Annotated in this window: 16 protein-coding genes and 5 pseudogenes; 5 read left to right on the plus strand and 16 right to left on the minus strand. The window is 50.8% G+C overall.

What is annotated here, in order from left to right:
• Positions 1-16 precede the first annotated feature (16 nt).
• The 5 genes and pseudogenes from P378_RS15070 to P378_RS15090 all read right to left on the minus strand — a co-directional run bounded on the left by P378_RS15070 (position 17) and on the right by P378_RS15090 (position 5,263).
• A complete protein-coding gene (locus tag P378_RS15070) occupies positions 17-1,105 on the minus strand; it encodes a protein-glutamate methylesterase/protein-glutamine glutaminase (RefSeq protein WP_099083834.1) in 1,089 nt (362 codons plus the stop codon).
• Positions 1,092-3,194, minus strand: a complete 2,103-nt coding sequence (locus P378_RS15075; protein ID WP_099083835.1) for a chemotaxis protein CheA — start codon at positions 3,192-3,194, stop codon at positions 1,092-1,094. The genes P378_RS15070 and P378_RS15075 overlap by 14 nt, the downstream gene beginning before the upstream one ends.
• A 12-nt stretch (positions 3,195-3,206) precedes the next feature.
• Positions 3,207-3,644: a chemotaxis protein CheW gene (locus tag P378_RS15080; RefSeq protein ID WP_420796014.1), complete on the minus strand. Its 438-nt coding sequence runs from the start codon at positions 3,642-3,644 to the stop codon at positions 3,207-3,209.
• A gap of 67 nt (positions 3,645-3,711) precedes the next feature.
• Complete coding sequence (locus P378_RS15085; RefSeq protein WP_099083837.1) at positions 3,712-4,485, minus strand: flagellar motor protein MotB; 774 nt, start codon at positions 4,483-4,485, stop codon at positions 3,712-3,714.
• A pseudogene (locus tag P378_RS15090) lies at positions 4,485-5,263 on the minus strand (flagellar motor protein). Before P378_RS15090 ends, P378_RS15085 begins: the two are co-directional and overlap by 1 nt.
• 237 nt (positions 5,264-5,500) lie before the next feature.
• Between P378_RS15090 and P378_RS15095 the strand changes: the two are divergent.
• Both P378_RS15095 and P378_RS15100 read left to right on the plus strand, forming a co-directional pair.
• Positions 5,501-6,313 carry a 2-phosphosulfolactate phosphatase gene (locus P378_RS15095; RefSeq protein WP_099083869.1) on the plus strand — a complete coding sequence of 271 codons (813 nt, stop codon included), beginning with the start codon at positions 5,501-5,503 and terminating at the stop codon, positions 6,311-6,313.
• 178 nt (positions 6,314-6,491) lie between these two features.
• Complete coding sequence (locus P378_RS15100) at positions 6,492-7,352, plus strand: hypothetical protein (RefSeq protein ID WP_238473305.1); 861 nt, start codon at positions 6,492-6,494, stop codon at positions 7,350-7,352.
• 33 nt (positions 7,353-7,385) lie between these two features.
• Here the strand turns inward: P378_RS15100 and P378_RS22145 are convergent, their stop codons facing one another.
• From P378_RS22145 to P378_RS15130, 8 genes and pseudogenes are all read right to left on the minus strand, one after another.
• Positions 7,386-7,532, minus strand: coding sequence for a hypothetical protein (locus P378_RS22145; RefSeq protein ID WP_238473286.1), 147 nt, complete (start codon positions 7,530-7,532; stop codon positions 7,386-7,388).
• Positions 7,526-7,891, minus strand: coding sequence for a hypothetical protein (locus P378_RS15105; protein ID WP_238473287.1), 366 nt, complete (start codon positions 7,889-7,891; stop codon positions 7,526-7,528). The genes P378_RS22145 and P378_RS15105 overlap by 7 nt, the downstream gene beginning before the upstream one ends.
• A 258-nt stretch (positions 7,892-8,149) precedes the next feature.
• Positions 8,150-8,554: a (deoxy)nucleoside triphosphate pyrophosphohydrolase gene (locus tag P378_RS15110; protein WP_099083838.1), complete on the minus strand. Its 405-nt coding sequence runs from the start codon at positions 8,552-8,554 to the stop codon at positions 8,150-8,152.
• A gap of 146 nt (positions 8,555-8,700) precedes the next feature.
• Positions 8,701-9,267, minus strand: a complete 567-nt coding sequence (locus P378_RS15115; RefSeq protein ID WP_238473288.1) for a lipase family protein — start codon at positions 9,265-9,267, stop codon at positions 8,701-8,703.
• A complete protein-coding gene (locus tag P378_RS22150; RefSeq protein ID WP_238473289.1) occupies positions 9,264-9,482 on the minus strand; it encodes a hypothetical protein in 219 nt (72 codons plus the stop codon). The genes P378_RS15115 and P378_RS22150 overlap by 4 nt, the downstream gene beginning before the upstream one ends.
• A gap of 69 nt (positions 9,483-9,551) precedes the next feature.
• Positions 9,552-10,199, minus strand: coding sequence for an HAD-IA family hydrolase (locus tag P378_RS15120; RefSeq protein WP_099083839.1), 648 nt, complete (start codon positions 10,197-10,199; stop codon positions 9,552-9,554).
• A 272-nt stretch (positions 10,200-10,471) separates the two neighbouring features.
• Positions 10,472-11,928: pseudogene (locus P378_RS23725) on the minus strand (IS200/IS605 family accessory protein TnpB-related protein).
• 17 nt (positions 11,929-11,945) lie between these two features.
• A complete protein-coding gene (locus tag P378_RS15130) occupies positions 11,946-12,548 on the minus strand; it encodes an IS607 family transposase (RefSeq protein ID WP_238473293.1) in 603 nt (200 codons plus the stop codon).
• A 316-nt stretch (positions 12,549-12,864) separates the two neighbouring features.
• Between P378_RS15130 and P378_RS22170 the strand changes: the two genes are divergently transcribed.
• Together P378_RS22170 and P378_RS22175 are read left to right on the plus strand one after the other, a co-directional pair.
• Positions 12,865-13,146: a hypothetical protein gene (locus P378_RS22170; protein ID WP_238473294.1), complete on the plus strand. Its 282-nt coding sequence runs from the start codon at positions 12,865-12,867 to the stop codon at positions 13,144-13,146.
• 176 nt (positions 13,147-13,322) lie between these two features.
• Entirely contained in the window at positions 13,323-13,895 is a 573-nt protein-coding gene (locus P378_RS22175; protein ID WP_238473295.1) for a GGDEF domain-containing protein, read from the plus strand.
• Positions 13,896-13,956: 61 nt separating this feature from the next.
• Here the strand turns inward: P378_RS22175 and P378_RS15140 are convergent.
• The 3 pseudogenes from P378_RS15140 to P378_RS15150 all read right to left on the minus strand — a co-directional run.
• A pseudogene (locus P378_RS15140) lies at positions 13,957-14,885 on the minus strand (ABC transporter ATP-binding protein).
• 56 nt (positions 14,886-14,941) lie between these two features.
• Positions 14,942-15,921: pseudogene (locus P378_RS15145) on the minus strand (ABC transporter ATP-binding protein).
• Positions 15,922-15,931: 10 nt separating this feature from the next.
• Positions 15,932-16,051: pseudogene (locus P378_RS15150) on the minus strand (ABC transporter permease subunit); the annotation flags it as partial.
• Positions 16,052-16,104: 53 nt separating this feature from the next.
• Here P378_RS15150 and P378_RS15155 point away from each other — a divergent pair.
• Positions 16,105-16,977 carry an ABC transporter substrate-binding protein gene (locus P378_RS15155; protein WP_338013942.1) on the plus strand — a complete coding sequence of 291 codons (873 nt, stop codon included), beginning with the start codon at positions 16,105-16,107 and terminating at the stop codon, positions 16,975-16,977.
• The last annotated feature ends 84 nt before the right edge of the window (positions 16,978-17,061 follow it).

Genomic DNA, 17,061 nt, shown 5'->3' on the forward strand with positions numbered 1-17,061 from the left:
TTCTTTATACTATTTTTTAAAATACTGCCTGAATTTCCCGGGCAATTTGCGGCAGGGGCACGATTTTTTTAGCTGCTCCCAGGTCCACTGCTGCTTTGGGCATGCCGTAGACCACACAGGTGCTTTCGTGTTCGGCGATGGTGGGGCCGCCCTGTTCTTTAACGGCCAGCATGCCCTGGGCGCCGTCCCGGCCCATGCCGGTGAGGAGCACGCCGAGGGTGCGGCAGCCGTAGACTTCGGCGGCGGATTTCATGACCCAGTCCACCGAGGGGCGGAAGCCGCCGGGCGGCAGGGGGGCTCCCTGGTTGCTCAGGGTAACGACGGCGCCGTTGCCCCGGGGCTTAAAATTCAAGTCATAGCCCGCAGGGGCCACCAGGACCTGGCCGGGTTTTATTTCGTCGCCTTCTGCGGCATGGCGCACCGCAATGACGCTTTTTTTGTCCAGGTGTTCTGCCATGGATTTAGAGAAACCCACCGGGATGTGCTGGACAATCACCACGCCGGCGGGCAAATCCGCAGGCAGATAGGGAATGATTTGCTGCAGGGCGGCGGGGCCGCCGGTGGAGCAGCCGATGACCACCAGGTCGATTTTGCCGCAAGCCTGTTTTCTTGGCGCGATAGCCGGCCTGCGGGGCGGTGCTGCGGGTTTGGCCGGTGCCAATGGCGGCGGCGCCGGTGGAAGGACAGTGGCTTTCACCACCCGGCGCAGGGAGACCCTGGCGGCTACCTTTATTTTGGCCTTCAGGTCCTCCACCATTTTCGGCAGTTCGGCGGAGGCGCCCGGTTTGGGCACAAAATCCACCGCTCCGGCGGACAGGGCATCCATGGTGGCCCTGGCACCCTCGTGGGTGTGGGCACTGAGCATCACTGCAGGTGTGGGACATTCCACCATCATGCGGCGCAGGGTAGCGATACCGTCCAGTTTGGGCATTTCCACGTCCAGGGTGACAACATCCGGTCTGAGGGCTTTGATTTGCTGCAGGGCTTCTAAACCATCCGCTGCGGTGCCAACAACTTTAATGTCCTTGTCTTCCTCCAGCAGACGGCTGATCAGCCGCCGCATGAGGGAGGAATCGTCTACGACAAGGACTTTAACCGGCAGCATAGGCTGCCTCCTCGGCACCCAGCTTTTTCACCAGTCCCCGCACATCGGCAATCAGAGCCACTTTGCCGTCGCCCAGGATGCAGGCGCCGGAGAGGCCCTGTACCTGACCGAGGTAATCGCCCAGGGACTTGATGACGATTTCCTGCTCACCCAGCAGTTTATCCACTACCACCGCGATTCTCTTGTCACCGGAACCCAGGATCACCACAAACATTTTGGTAGCTTCCACACAGTCCGGGCAGTTGAACAGCCGGCCGAGTCTTGCCAGGGGGAGGATTTTATCCCGCACCACAATGACTTCGTTGTTGCCAATGCGGCGTACATCTTTGTCGGTAATGCGAATTGTTTCGGACACGTTGGTTAAGGGGAAAGCATAGACCTGCTTGCCCAGGGTAACCATCAGGGCCCGGATGATGGCCAGGGTCAGGGGCAGGCGGATGGTGATGGTGGTACCGGCGCCGGGTTTGGTATCCAGTTCTACGGTGCCGTTGATTTGCTCGATGGCGGTGTTCACCACATCCATACCTACGCCGCGGCCGGATAAATCACTGACTTCATTATTTTTAGTGGAAAAGCCCGCTCTAAAAATCAGCTGCAGGGCCTCACGGTCACTCATGCGATCCACCGTTTCCCGATCGACAAACCCCATTTCCACGGCCTTGTTTCTGATTTTATTGGCATCGATGCCCCGGCCGTCGTCCTGCACGGTGATGACGATATGGCTTTCGGCATAGGAGGCCTTCAGCAGCAGGGTACCCGTGGCAGGCTTGCCGGCTGCCAGACGCTCTTCAGGGGTTTCCATACCATGGTCGATGGAGTTGCGAATCAGGTGGATGAGGGGGTCTCCGATCACCTCGATGACGTTACGGTCAAGCTCGGTTTCCTTACCTTCAACCACGAAGTCAATTTCCTTGTTTAACTTCTGGGCGGTATCCCGCACCATGCGGGGGAACCGGTTAAACAACTGGGCCACCGGCAGCATGCGGGCCTTCATGATTTGTTCCTGCAGGTCCCCGGTTACCTGGCCCAGGTGGTTGGAAATTTCGTTAATGGACTCCACCAGATCATCAGAACCAAAGCGGGATTCAAAAATCTCAGCAAAACGGTTCAGGCGGGTACGGTCAATGACCAATTCACCCACCAGGTTCATTAAATTGTCCAGCTTATTTACGTCCACCCTGACGGTTTTGACGGCTTTCTTATCGGAATATTCCTGTTTGAACGCATTATTTTCCTGGATGGCAGGCTGGGCCCCCGGGGCTTCTTTGGCCTTGGTCTGCCCGTTCATGTTTTCTGCGTTGCTCAGAATCAGCGGTTGAACTTCAGCCTCGGTTACTTCCGAAATGGTAATCATTAAATTCTTGATGCTGTCGGGGTCTTCTTTGGTGATCAACACCACCTGGAAGCCGACATCGTATTTGCCTTCCTGAATGTCCTCCGCAGAAGGCTCACTTTTGATGATATCGCCCACCTGCTGAAGGGTTTCAAAAACCAGGAAGGCCCGCACGTTTTTCATTTGGCAGTCCCGGTCGATATCCACGGCCACTTTAAAACACTGGTAGCCCCTTAATTCTGCTTCCCGAATCACATTTTCTTCTACATCACCTATTTCCAGCCACTGGCGGGAAGCCAGGGTACTCTCGGCGGGAGCCTTTGGGACCGGCGCCTCATTCATTGCCGAATTTTGTACCGGGACTTCGCCGGCTGCACCGCCGCCTTCAACAAAGTCTTTGATCTTGGCCACCACTGAAGAGGTATCCACGGCCGGTCCGTCCCCGGTGACTTCCTCCTTTAAGGCCTTCAGGGTATCCAGGGCCTCAAACAGCACATTAACCATGGCGGAGGTTACATGTATTTCGCTATGGCGGATCTTGTCAAAAAGGTTTTCCATTTCGTGGGTAAGGTTGGCCATGTTTTGGTAACCCATGATGCCGGAGGAACCCTTTATGGTATGGGCGGCACGGAAGATCTCCTGGATGATGTCGGGATTTTCCTCATCCCGTTCCAGGGCCAGCAAACCATCGTTAATCACTTGAATTTTTTCTTCCAGCTCGTCTATAAATACGCCAATTTCAAGATCTGAAAACATGTTCTGTCCCTCCTAGGCTTGGTTCCCAGCAATATTGGGCTGCAGCAGCTGATCCTTTTCTTCTTCCATAAGAATTTTGTTCTGATCCAAAAGGATAATTAGTCTTTCTTCCAAAATGGCGATGCCCCTCAGGTAAGCCGCATCGATACCGTTAACCATCGGCGGGGGAGGCTCAATGGCGCTGACGGGAATCCGCAGCACTTCCTGCACGGAATCCACAATCATGCCGATGGTTTGTCCGGACACCTCAACAATGATAATACGGCTGGCCTGAGTTCTTTCGTTTTGACCCAAGCCAAAAAGCACGCTGAGACCGATCACCGGGATGATGCGTCCCCGCAGGTCAATAACACCCTCCACAAAATGAGGGCTACGGGGTACTTTGGTGATACTTTCCATGCGGATAATTTCATAAACAGAGTTGATATCTATGCCGTAGACCTGCTCCATCAATTGAAAAACTACGATTTGTTCTTCCTGGCTGCTTTGCATGATGTTTGCCATGTCCGATCACTCCTTATTGAGTCGCTTGGTTTACAATAGGTTTATCAACGGCCTCCGGTTCCACTTCCTGGAACTTAGTTCTTAATACCACAATATCAACCCGCCTGTTCTGCTGGCGGTTTGTATCCGAATCATTTGGCCTTCTGGGCCGGTACTCCCCGTAGCCGGTGGCGGAAAGCCTGTCCGGGGGAATATCGCTGAACTCAATTAACCGGTGAACCACGCTGGCCGAACGGGCCAGGGACAGTTCCCAGTTGGAAGGGAACTTGCTGGTGCGGATAGGCAGATTGTCGGTGTGTCCTTCCACCCGGATGTAATTTGGGGTCTGCCGCAGGATCGCCCCAACTTTATCGACGATATCCCTGGAGGAGGGATTAAGTTCCGCAACCCCCAGAGGGAACAGCACCACATCCTGAAAGCTAACCACAACGCCCCTTTCCTCAATGGACACCGTCACTTTTCCGGATAATCCGTTTTGATCGACGTACTCCTGGATTTGCCGCTTAATCTTCTCCATGTTTTGTTGTTCCAGGTTTTCCATTACGGTATCCAGTTCTTTACTTTCGCTGGCACCGGGAACCATGGAGGGTCCGCCGCTTTCCATGATGCTCTGGCTGCCACCCATGGTTTTGGCCAGGGAGGAAGCGATGGCGTAATATTTGTTAGCATCAATCTTACTGAGGGTGTACATGACCACAAAGAAGATTAATAGCAGGGTAATTAAATCCGCGTAGGTAATCAACCACCGTTCGTGGTTTTCCTTTTGAGGTTCTTCGCGTTTTTTCATTACGCTTCACCTTCATCCGCTTGGGGCTTAATTTGCCCCGGTTTAATAAAGGCGTTGAGTCTTTCCCGAATGATGGTGGGGTTGTAACCGGCCTGCAGGGCAAGGATGCCCTCGATCATCATCTCACGCAGGAGCAGTTCCTTTTTGCTCAGGTTCTTTAATTTGGCACCAATGGGAAGCCAGAAGACGTTGGCAGAGGATACACCGTACAGGGTAGCGATAAAGGCCATAGCTATGGCCGGACCCAGGCTGTCCGGGTCGGATAGGTTGCCCAGCACGTGTACCAGGCCCATGACGGTGCCGATAATGCCCATGGTGGGGGCATAACCGCCCGCCGATTCAAAAATATGTACGCCCACCTGGTGTCTTTCATAGGAGGCATAAACTTCCGTTTCTAAAATACTGCGCACCATCTCCGGGTCAGTGCCGTCAACCACCAACTGCATGGCTTTCCGGAGAAAGGGGTCTTCAATGGTATCCAACTGACTGTCGAGATAAAGTAAGCCTTCCCGGCGGGCCTTCTCGGCCAGTTCCACAATCAGGTTGATGGTTTCGGTAAAATCCGGGAGTTTTTTGGTTATGGCTGTTTTGATTAAATTAGGTATGGAAAGAACTTCGCTGGTGGAAAAGGCGATTACCGTTGCCCCCACAGTGCCGCCAATTACAATGATGAAAGCAGTAGGAGCCACAAGGCACTGGCATGTCCGCCTTCTAAAAGAAAACCGGCAATCAAACAGGTGACTGCAAACAGAATCCCTGCTGGGGTCATTATTTCCAAAGGAAGTCACATCCTCAACGAAAAATAGAATTATTACCTAAATTACGACTTATTACCTATAAAATCCTGCAAATGAGCTTTATTTTAAGAAAAAGTAGTCTAAACTTAATAAATTCGTATTAATACCGTCACACACGCGACATCGGAGAAATTTTAACCCCCTTCTTTATATAATATGTGGTAGTATTTAGTGGTAGTATTATAGTGGATCATCCTGGATGGAAAGGGTTGGTAGTCATGAAGATTTCTCTTGTTCCCACTGCCGCAGATATCAGCAGGGATGTCCTTACTAATAAATCGGCAGTTATGTTCGACATCTTAAGGGCCAGTTCTACAGTTTCCACAGCTCTGGCCAACGGTTGTAAAGAAGTGATTCCGGTGGTGGAGGTGGACGACGCCTTTGCCCTGGCAAAAACCTTACCGGAAAACACCTTTTTATTGGGCGGTGAGAGGGGGGCCGTAAAGGTGCCGGGGTTTCACCTGGGCAATTCCCCCCTGGAATATAATGTAGGCACTGTCGGGAACAAAACGGTTATTTTAACCACCACCAACGGCACGCAGGCCACCCGGCGCGCTGCTGAGGGCAGCGGGCAGGTTTTTATCGGCAGTTTGCTGAATGTCTCTGCCGTAGCGAAGAAACTTATGGAAATGGAACAGGATATCGTACTTGTCTGTGCCGGGACCAGGGGGAAATTTTCGCTGGAAGACACGCTGGCGGCAGGCATGGTTGCCAGGGAACTGGTGAGGCTCTGGCAATTGAAGGGTCAGATCTCCCCTGCCCTGACAGAGAACTTGCCGATTAACGGTGAGTTTTACCTGGACGAGACACCTATGGTTTCAGGCAATGGCCTGGTATTGGAGGATGCTGCGGTGGCGGCGCTGCGGCTGGCTGAATACTATGAAAACAACCCGTTACGGGCCCTTTATGACTCCCTGCACGGCCAAAAACTGGCTCAAATTGGTCTGGCCGCCGACCTGGCCTACTGCGCCCAGGTGGATCTTTTTGATGTAGTGCCTGTATATAGGGACGGAAAAATTGGAATAGACTAGACAGGTTTGAACTTATAACTGGTGGAGGTTGAATATATTACCTTATATGAAAGAGACCTTTCGCAGTATATATGGATTGAAAGTTTGGGGGAAATTAGATAATATAAAGAAGAAAAGTATTGGAGCATGTGTGGCAGGCTTCTTGGTTGCCGACCGGAAGCCTGTTTTTATTGATGAGGTGATAACCTTGAAAACCTGGTATGTTGAAGATGCCGGCGGTGGCTGCCAGGCCTTTGGGGAAGTGGTGGTGCTGGTTTGCGAGGAGACCGGAGAGGTTTACTCCGCCCGGGTCCCCGTGACCTGGACCAATAAATTGGGCTGGGAAGAACTGGTTTGTCATTTAATGACGGATTTGATGGATAAAGCCAAGGTAAGCAGGGATGACCAGTTTTTTGTCTGTTCAGGCAATATTTTTCACACCTATCACAAGTGGCTGTCCGACCAGGGTTATAACTGGCAAACCCATAAAATGGACGGCCTGGCCCATGATGCGGCGGAGAATGAATTTCATCGCATGGTGGTGGAGGCAGGTTTCCCGGCGAACATCAAACTGGCGGACAGGGATTACCGCAGTTTTTATACCGAAATCGAAAAATGGGTGTCCTGTAACCCGGGGAGGAAACAAAAATACTGGAAAGACCGGGAGGTTCGCAAAAAACCGGCCCAGCCCAGGTATGTGCTGAAAAGCACCATGGGAAGGGTGCGGAATTGTCATCAATGCAACCAAAAGATCCCGCCCTTCAGCCCCGCCGTGGAATTAAAATACCGTAAGGACGGTCGCAAGTTGAGGTATTTTTTTCACCCGGAATGCTGTCCGGTAAAACCCCTCAAATCCCAACTGGACCAGTTGGAGGTTGCCTGGAAGGGCGGTAAACTGACGGGTATTCTGGTGCCCTGCCAGGAACAGGTCCATTGTACCGTTTGCGGCAGGCCGGTGGAGCCCGGGGAAAAGACCTTTTATGCCTATGAGGAAGACCACCTGGTCTGCGGTCATCCGAGCTGTTTTGCCAAAACCCGCTCCGGCAGCGGCATCTGTTAAAAATGTTGGAAAGGGCACCGCTTACGGTGCCCTTTAGTGGTAGGTGGTGGACTGGGACTGGGTTCCTTCCAATATCAGCTGAAGTTTCGCCAGTTCTTCAACGTCCTGGTTAACGGATACCAGTTCCTTGACATGATTATACAGTTTTTCCAGTCCCGTATGTACATCCCGGATCAACAAGGCATAGGCCGGTACTCCCCTTCGGCTTCTTCGTATGCCAGGGAGGCTCCTTCCTCCAGCTCACTCCAATCCCCCAGGATGACGATATTTTCCTTCTGGTCAATCAAATTAATAAATTCCCACATTTCCGAGGTAAAAGCGACAATTAATCCTTCCCCCTGGTCCCAGTTGATTTCTAAAACCACCAGGTATTCTGCGGTATTGGTCACCACCAGGTCCCAGGAAAACCAGTAGTCAATCTCTTCTCCCGAGTGGAAACGTTCAAATAAGTCGCCCATATCCTCTTTTAATGACGGGATGATAATAACCACCGCTATTTCAGATTCCCCCAGAAACTCGGGAAACACCACCTGCTTCACCAAAATTGATCTCCCCTTCGGCCCATGGAAAGTATCTAAAAACAATATCCCCGGTTCTTCGCCGGGGTAGTCATGCAAGCCTTTAAAAGGAATTATAACACAAAAACGAGTTCGTAATAAGGTTTTTCATAGAAGGCTAAAAGGGTTTTTTGCACAAAATTGTATCTTGTTGTCAAAGATTGTCGGCTATGCTACAATTGTATACATGATACGATTCTGTCTCCTTAAAAATATACCAATGTTTAAGCCTGCCACTCTCTAGAGGCAGGCTTCTTTCAAAAAATTCTGCAGCTTCTTTACTACCGGAACATCGGCTGCCGTGAAATCGTAGTGGTTCATCTCGGCGGGGGTAACCCAGCGGAAGTCCTGGCAGTCCCTGGCGGCGGGTTTTTGTCCAAGGTACCGGCAGGTGTAACATAACAGCAGGATATGCCTTTCTCCGTAAAGCTGGGAGACAACCTCAAAAATATCCTTTACTTCGATTTCCATGTCCAGCTCTTCTTTTATTTCCCTTTGCAAGCCCACCCTGGGATCTTCGCCGAAATTCAGTTTCCCCCCGGGAAACTCCCATTTCAATCCATGGTCCACATTCTTTTTGCGCTGGGCAATCAGTATTTTATCCTCTTTATGAATAATGGCGGCGGTTACGATAATGGTATGCATAGACTCTCCTTTGATGGGCGGCAGTGTTTTTTGGGTTGTCTCTATTTTACCACGTCGTGTTTTATTATAGGCTCTTTTCTTAAAATTGTTGCTATTGAGTATAAGGTCAACATGTTTTATTATAAAGGCAGAAATCTATGGGAGTTCTACCAGACCGTGAATGAACGAGCATCCACTGCCCTGGCCAGTTCTTTCAGGGCCTCGGGATGAGAGAAATAAGCCAGGTGACCCTTCACCGGGTTATATTTTTCCAGTTCACATTCTATAGTTACATCCGGCCCGCAGGTACTGTAACCTACCAGGTGAGGGCATGCGACGTCAATGCGTACCGCCAGGTTGGTCCAGAGGGCTGGGCCGGGGGGTTTGGAGAGCTGGGTCCGTTTGTTCAGCCATTTGCGAAACCAGAAGATAGGACTGCCCAGGGTAATGAAATGGCTTATTTTAGCGGCCAGTTCCGGTCTCTGCTGCTGGGCACAAAAGGAGATCATGGACCCGAGGCTGTAAGCCACCAGGGTAATAGGGGCCGGCGTTTCTTCGATGGCCCGGTAAAAGCGGTTGTTTACCTGCTGGTAGACCTGATCGTTCAATAAGTAAGAAAAGATGTCGCCAAAATTGTCTGCCACCAGGTTAATAAACCCATCCACCGGTCCCCTTCCCAGGGTCTCTCTGATATCCCCGCCGCGAACCGCATGCTCCCAGAGATCTCTTTTCATTTCCTGCCTGACCTCCCTCTGGAAGAAGGGGGTGATTTTTTCCACCCGTCCCCGGGCTCAGGCACCAGGTCGTAGTAGTAGATGCCGCCAAATTGAATATTTGCAGGGTTGCTGCCCTGCTCAACCAGGCAGGGCAGCAGCCTTTCCGCCCAGACCTTCCAATACTGCCGGTTCGAGTCATGGCCCATACCGTGGATAAAAAGAATAAAACCCATGGCCTGCACCTTCTTTCCGTGCTTACCCATAGGTTATGTTATTTAGGTACGGTTGGTGTATCCGCCGGATTATGAACTATAAGCTTCCAGTATAGGGATTAGGTCTTCCCATTGTTGCAAAATACGATCCGGTTCGCGCCTGAGGAGTTCGTCTCTCTCAGACATCCCCCAGGTTACACCGATGGAAGTAACACCGGCCCTCTTCGCAGCCAAAATGTCAAAGGGGCTGTCTCCCATGTACGCGGCGGTTTCCACAGGCGCCTGCATAAGTTCCAGGGCCTTCAGCACCGGGTCGGGCTGGGGTTTGTGGCGGGTCACGTCTTCCACTGCCACAGTGACTTCCATATAGCGGTCGATGCCCAAAAAACCAATGCTGCGCAGGGCCACCTGGCGGGTTTTTGAGGTGACAATGCCCAGCCGGAATCCTCTGGATTTTAACGTCTCCAGCATTTCCAATGTGCCGGGAAAGGGTTTTGTCAACTCGTCATGCTCCAGGGCATAGTGGTGCTGGTAGAGTTTGAAAAACTCCGGGTGCCTTGCTTCTCCGGCAAAGGTCTTGGCGATATCCACCAGGGGCAGGCCGATATGCTTCATGACTTGTGCATCTCCCCAGGGAATATTCATTTCTTCAAAGACCTTCTCGTAGGTTCTTCGGATAAGCGGCAGCGAGTCGATCAGGGTTCCGTCCAGATCGAACAAAACAGTATTAATGGCCATAGAAATCCCTGGTTTCTGAAAGCTAAACATATCTGATTTATACAGGATAATCCAGATTTATTTAGGTTTCTCTCCCGCCTACTAACGAGAGGCAGTATCACAGGATTCAACTGCTAGGCCATAAGCTCTCGCTTATGTTCCGGGTGGATCACCCCGCAGGTTCCCCGCCGCTGCCTAAAGCAAACGTACTGCCCGGAGAAGGTGTTGCCTCCGCCTGGGTTCTGACTTGTGACAACGGCCTTTCACAACGTGTACCGTGCCACCCGCAAAATCTAAAGGCTCAAGGTTTTAACCCCTAGCACATTTTCCCGGTGAACCTGCCATGAAACCAGGCTTCTCACCTTCCTTTTCGTTAGTTTGTTAATCTTAGCCAATACAACCTTTTTAACTGCTGACCATTGTTTCCAATTAGCCATTTGCTTGAATTCAGATTTCTTTTTGATCAGTTTATCAAGCAATACTTTGGGTATCTTCTCATGTGTGAAGCCCAGACTACGTCTTGCTATAACATAACCTGCTGATTCGTGATTAGATATGCCGTACACGTGCTGGTACTTTAGAATGCCCGTGACCGATGTAAAGGCCGGTTTTACCTTTATTACCGGCACACCCTCACGGGCAGCACACCGGTCAATATATGCCAGAAACTTTGACCAGACAAAACCATGGCTCATACGGTTAAACTTAGCCGTTACGGACTTGTCGTTTTTAAATTTCAAATCCTCTACTGCCAGGGCGTAGCCTGTTTCTTTTGCCAGAGCTACTACCTTCTTGGCCGTTTCACCGATAAGGTTGTTCCTTCGGTTGCCTCTAGCATAAGTCCATTCTCCCTGTCTTAACCACTGACTGCCCCGGTACTGCCCCAGGCAGTCTGTCAGGGCCATCCCTAAGCCGTCAGGGTTGGTGTCCACTCCTACGGCACCGTGGGCATGATAGGGAACCGGGATCTCTTCTTCGATGGTAACATAGATATAGTACCTGCTGTCCTTACGGATTATTTCTACTTGGTAGGCGGCACCTGTTTTAAGGTAATCCAAAACCATCTGCCGGTAGTTGCGGCCATTGATTTTACCTGTCTTTTTTGAGGGTTTATGGGCCAGGTAAACCGGAACGGTGATACGCTTATATCGGCCTGTGCCGGTTGGCTCGGCGGCTATATCCAGCTAGATTTGTCCGTTCATCTCGTACAGGCGTGTGTTCAGGTTGCCGCCCTTGGTCTTGTCTCCCCGGGACAGGTAACGGTTGCTTCTGGCTTCCTGCCACTCTTCCCGGGTGATATTGCCCTTACATCTTTCCTGAAACAGTCTCTTTCCACCGAAAACAACTGCCGGAAAGGTCTTGGCTGCCAAATGGTTTTGCCAATATGACAGCTTTCTTTGTTCTTTTTTCAGCCGTTTTTGCAGGTTGGCTTTTTTCTTGGACGATTTGGCTTTAGCTATTCGCTTTTGGGTAAACTCTACTTTGGCCCGGGCATTGGCGCAGTGTAACTTTACCAATTCATGTTGCTTTTGATGGTGTTTTGAGCTTCAAACACCGCATCATTAGCCTGCCGAGAGTTGATGTTAAACTTGACCTGTACGCTTTTGCGGATGTCCTGGATTTCTTTGCCTTCCAGCAATCTTTTAAAGCTCCCCCTGACTGCTGCACAGTAACGGGCCATGAGATTATCAAGGTAGGCTTGTTGGGTTTCGGTGAGTTCAAGGATTACTCCCATCGCCGTCGTTTTCACCGGCAGCCACCTCGCTTTTAATGACCTGCACCAGCTTTTCTGCCACTCTGCCGCCGCGTTTCGGCTGAAAAACTGGTTACTATGGCTATCATGTCTTCTACCAGTTCTTCTTGCGGTGATTTATCTTCGTCTGATTCCATAATATCAATTTCAATGCCGCATAGCCGATAGTATTGTTCCAGGTACTTATAGCCAAAACGGGCCAATCGGTCTTTATATTCGATAACAATAACGTCTATTTCACCCTTTGTGGCGGTTTTGGCCAGCTTGGCAAGTTCCCGCCTGTTCTCGTTTAAACCGGAAGCAATTTCACTATAAACAGCTTTAACCTGATAACCTTTTTCTACCGCATAAGTTATTAACCGCTCTTTTTGCCGCTGTAAATTTCCGGCTTCGGCTTGTTTTGCAGTGGATACACGGGCATAAACAGCGCATTGCTTTGTTCCTCTTTCAGTTATCTCTTCACCAATCAAAGCCATTATCTGCGATTCTTTATAACGCCTATGACCGCCGGGTGTGCGCAGTGGTTTTAATTTCCCTTCTCTTTCCCAGCGGCGCAACGTGTGAGGCCATACGTTTAATAGCTTTGCTACCTGATGAGATGTTAGCATCTTTTCCATTGACACCACCTCTTACCATTATTTTAATTAGAACTCTTGTTCGATGTCAATGGATTATTGTTTTTTATTTACTTTTGTTTAATTAATCTGTAACTGTTGCTTACCTCCTGTTGTCACAAACATTTTGCCACCATAAGGAATGTTATCAAAAATGAACTTACCGTTAATTATAAGTCAACACGGTACAAAATTCTCAATCAAACCTTAAAATATTGTAAATTTGACATTAAGTAACATTATATCGCAAGGAGATTGTTACCCACAGGTAGAACTTGTTAATAGAATTGTTACCGGAAGAAACGTACGGAGGCAGGACATGGCTGCGACAGAAGATATGCTGAACAAGTATAAAGCCCTGGTAAAGGTGAATGAAAAACTTACCCAGCTGCACTGGATTTTGGCCCAGGTGGCCGGTGAGAATGACCTTCATACCATGCATAATTTAATTTTAAACGGCTTTATGCAAATTGCCGAGGTTGCCGGCTGCCATTTTATTCTTTTGGACGAAAACGGCTACCCCGGTGAAATTATCAAACGCAATCCCGGGAACAGCCCCTTCGGCTCATGCAGCGCCTATAAAAAATCCTCACACAGGTAAATCACATCAAAAATGAGGATTTAACGCTACCCCATGCGGTTTTCTGTGAAGACTGCCAGGAGCACTGCGGCCTGGGGATTTTACAGATATTAACCCTTTATGGCAAGCACGGCAACCCCCTGGCGGTGATCCTTGCCCAGCATCACAACAGGCCCAGCCCCTGTGAGGAAGCCAACATGATCTTAGAGCTGTTTACCATTCAGGTGAGCCTGACCCTGGAAAATGCCATGTTAAATAAAAAGTTTCAGAATTTATCCATCACCGACGCCCTGACCAACCTTTATAACCACCGTTATTTTGCCGAAAAAATGCAGAAGGAGATTTCCCTCTGCTGCTATATGAAAAAAGAAATGTGCCTTATTATGCTGGATGTGGATTTTTTTAAAAGCTACAACGACAACTTTGGCCACCCCGCCGGCGACATGGTTTTAAAAACCATGAGTAAAATTTTCTCGCAGGTTGTGCGGCCCAAGGACATTGCGGCCCGCTATGGCGGTGAGGAATTTGCTTTCATCCTGCCGGAAACCACCCTGCGGGACGGCATCGAGCTGGCGGAAAAAATTCGGCAGTCCATCGAAAATACCGTCTTTCCCCACCGGCCTGTGACCGCTTCCCTGGGCATTGCCAATTACCCGGCCCATACCACAAATGCGAAGGAATTGTTGGAACTGGCAGATAAAGCCCTGTACCATGCAAAATCGGCAGGCCGTAACAGGGTTAGCGTAGCTCCATCAGTACAAAACAATTAGGTTGCAGGTAAAAGAAGGTGGTTATGAACCCCGGGCGGGATCACAGCCACCTTCTTACTCGTTATGCGTTTTGTTTTTTCTCTTCTTCCACCAGGTGACAGGCCACCCAGTGGCCGGGCTTAATGCGCTTAAACACCGGCTCGTGGTGCTTGCAAATGTCCTGGCAGCAGAAGCAGCGGGTATGAAACCGGCAGCCTGGGGCGGGTTCACCGGACTGGGAACGTCTCCGGTGAGGATGATCCGTTCCTTTTTTGCCCTGGGATCGGGAATGGGAACCGCGGACAGCAGGGCCTGGGTATAAGGATGCAGCGGGTTGCTGTACAGTTCGTCATCCCGGGCCAGCTCCACCATTTTGCCCAGGTACATGACACCGATGCGGTCACTGACGTGCTTGACAACATTTAAACCGTGGGCAATAAACAGGTAGGTCAGCCCAAATTCCTGCTGCAAATCCTTTAACAAGTTTAACACCTGGGACTGGATGGATACGTCCAAGGCGGAAACAGGTTCGTCACAAACAATCAGTTTGGGGTTAAGCGCCAGCGCCCTGGCAATGCCCACCCGCTGGCGCTGGCCGCCGCTGAACTCGTGAGGGTATCGCCGGGCATGGTAAGACGCCAGACCCACACAGGACAGCAGGTGTTCAACTTTTTTCTGCACCTCCGGTCCTGAGGCCAATTTGTACAGCTTAATGGGTTCGGCGATGATGTCTCCCACCGACATGCGGGGGTTCAGGGAGGCATAGGGGTCCTGGAAGATGATTTGCATGTCCTTGCGCAAGGCACGCACCTCCCCGGAAGTCGCTTCAAAAACGTCGGTGCCTTCAAATTCCACCCGCCCTGCTGTGGGTTCCAGCAGGCGCAGGATAAGGCGCCCGGTGGTCGATTTGCCGCAGCCGCTCTCCCCTACCAGTCCCAGGGTTTCCCCCTGCCGGATGTCAAAGGTCAAGCCGTCAACAGCCTTGACCTGTCCTACCTCTTTGCCAAACATCCCCTTTTTAATAGAGAAATATTTGGTCAGGTTTGTTACATGAACCAGCGCAGACACTATCGCACACCCCCTTCATGCAGCCGGCAGCTGACCCTGCGGCCCGGCGAAATTTCTTTGAGGGAGGGCCGTTCCACGTGGCAGCGGGGCTGGACCTCCGGACACCGGGGGGCAAAGGCGCAGCCTGCGGGCAGGTCGGTTAAGGCCGGCACCATGCCCTCGATCATGTACAGCCTTTCCTGGTTGTCGTTGATATGGGGGATGGATTTCAGCAATCCCCTGGTATATGGGTGAAGCGGGTTGTCAAACAGTTCCAGCACCGGCGCTTCTTCTACCAGTTTGCCGCAGTACATGACCACCGCCCGGTCCGCCATTTCAGCCACCACTGCCAGGTCGTGGGTAATCATGATAATGGCGGTACCCAACTGTTCTCTCAGTTCTAACATGAGGTCCAGGATCTGGGCCTGGATGGTGACATCAAGAGCGGTGGTGGGTTCATCTGCGATCAAAAGTTCCGGGCGGCAGCAAAGGGCCATGGCGATCATGACCCGCTGGCGCATGCCACCACTCATCTGGTGGGGAAAATCGTGCACCCTTCTCTCCGGCGAAGGAATTCCGGTTAGCCGCAGCATCTCGATGCTTTTCTCCAGAGCATCCTTTTTCGTTAAACCCTGGTGAACCACGAGGGACTCGGCAATCTGGTGCCCCACCCGGAACACCGGGTTCAGGGAAGTCATGGGTTCCTGAAAGATCATGGAAATCCGGTTGCCCCGGATGTTTCTCATTTCTTTTTCCGTCTTCTTTAACAGATCTTCCCCGTTAAATAAGATCTCTCCCCCACGATACGTCCGGGAGGATTGGGTATTAATCGCATGATGGAGGTAGCGGTAATACTTTTGCCGCTGCCGGATTCCCCCACCACCGCCAGGGTTTCCCCGCGGTTAAGGTGGAAGCTCACTCCGTCCACCGCCGGTACCACTCCGTCCTCCAGGAAAAAGTGGGTTTTCAGGTCCTTTACTTGTAATAACGTCTGTGTCATCCGACCCACCTCCTATCGTCGCAACCGGGGCCACAACGTTGGGCAGGATATGCTTAAAAATAATTTGCAAATCATTGTTGCCAATGGCACGGGCCGCCTGAACATATTCGTTTTCTTTAACGGATAATACCGGGACTCAAGGTCTGAGAAAGAATTAAGAGTACGAGAGGAGATGCCAAGTTGATGTTCCGGAAAAAGAATTTCTTCATGCTGCTGGTATCCTTACTGGCTGTGGCGCTGGTCGGCTGCGTCGGCGGAGACAACAAGGAAAAAGCTGCTGAAACTGCCAAGCAAAAGATTTTTGTGTTTGACCAGGGTTCCGACCCCAGGGGTTTAGATCCTGCTTATGTGGATGACGGCGAATCTGCCAACCCCATTGTAAACATTTATGACGGACTTGTTCGCTATAAGCCCGGTAATACCGAAATTGAGCCCGCACTGGCCACCGAGTGGTCCTCTTCCCCGGACGGCAAAGAATGGACCTTTAAACTCCGTCAGGGTGTTAAGTTCCATGACGGTACTCCCTTTAACGCTGATGCAGTCGTGTTTAGCGTATCCCGTCAATTACCTCCTCAGCGCACCGATGCAATGCCCTATGCTTCCTTTACCTTCGGCCCCGTGCAAAAGGTAGAGAAGGTGGATGATTACACCGTTAAGTTTATCTTGAGCGAGCCCTACGCTCCCTTCCTGGCCAACCTGGCCATGGCGCTGGCTGCTCCCATCGTGAGTCCCGCCGCTGTTGAAAAATATGGCGACAAGTTTATTGAAAATCCCGTAGGCACCGGCCCCTTCAAGTTTGTTGAATGGAAAAAGGGCCAGCAAATTGTGTTGGAAGCCAACAAAGAGTACTGGGACGGCGCTCCCAAACTTGACAAACTGGTGTACAAGATTGTTAAAGAGAACTCCGTTCGGGCCAGCGAGTTAAGAACCGGCGGCATCCAGGCCATGAACGGCGTTGACCCCAACGATGTTAAAATGTTGGAAGAAGCCGGCGTTACTGTGATCAAGAACCCCGGTGTCTTCCCTCCTCAAGCAAATTATCCACTTGGGACTTAGTAACTTTTTCTGCGAAAACCTTAATTTTCCTTCACAAAATTATAGTAATATTTTGTATACATATTCGACATTTATTGTTTATTT

Source organism: Desulforamulus profundi (assembly GCF_002607855.1).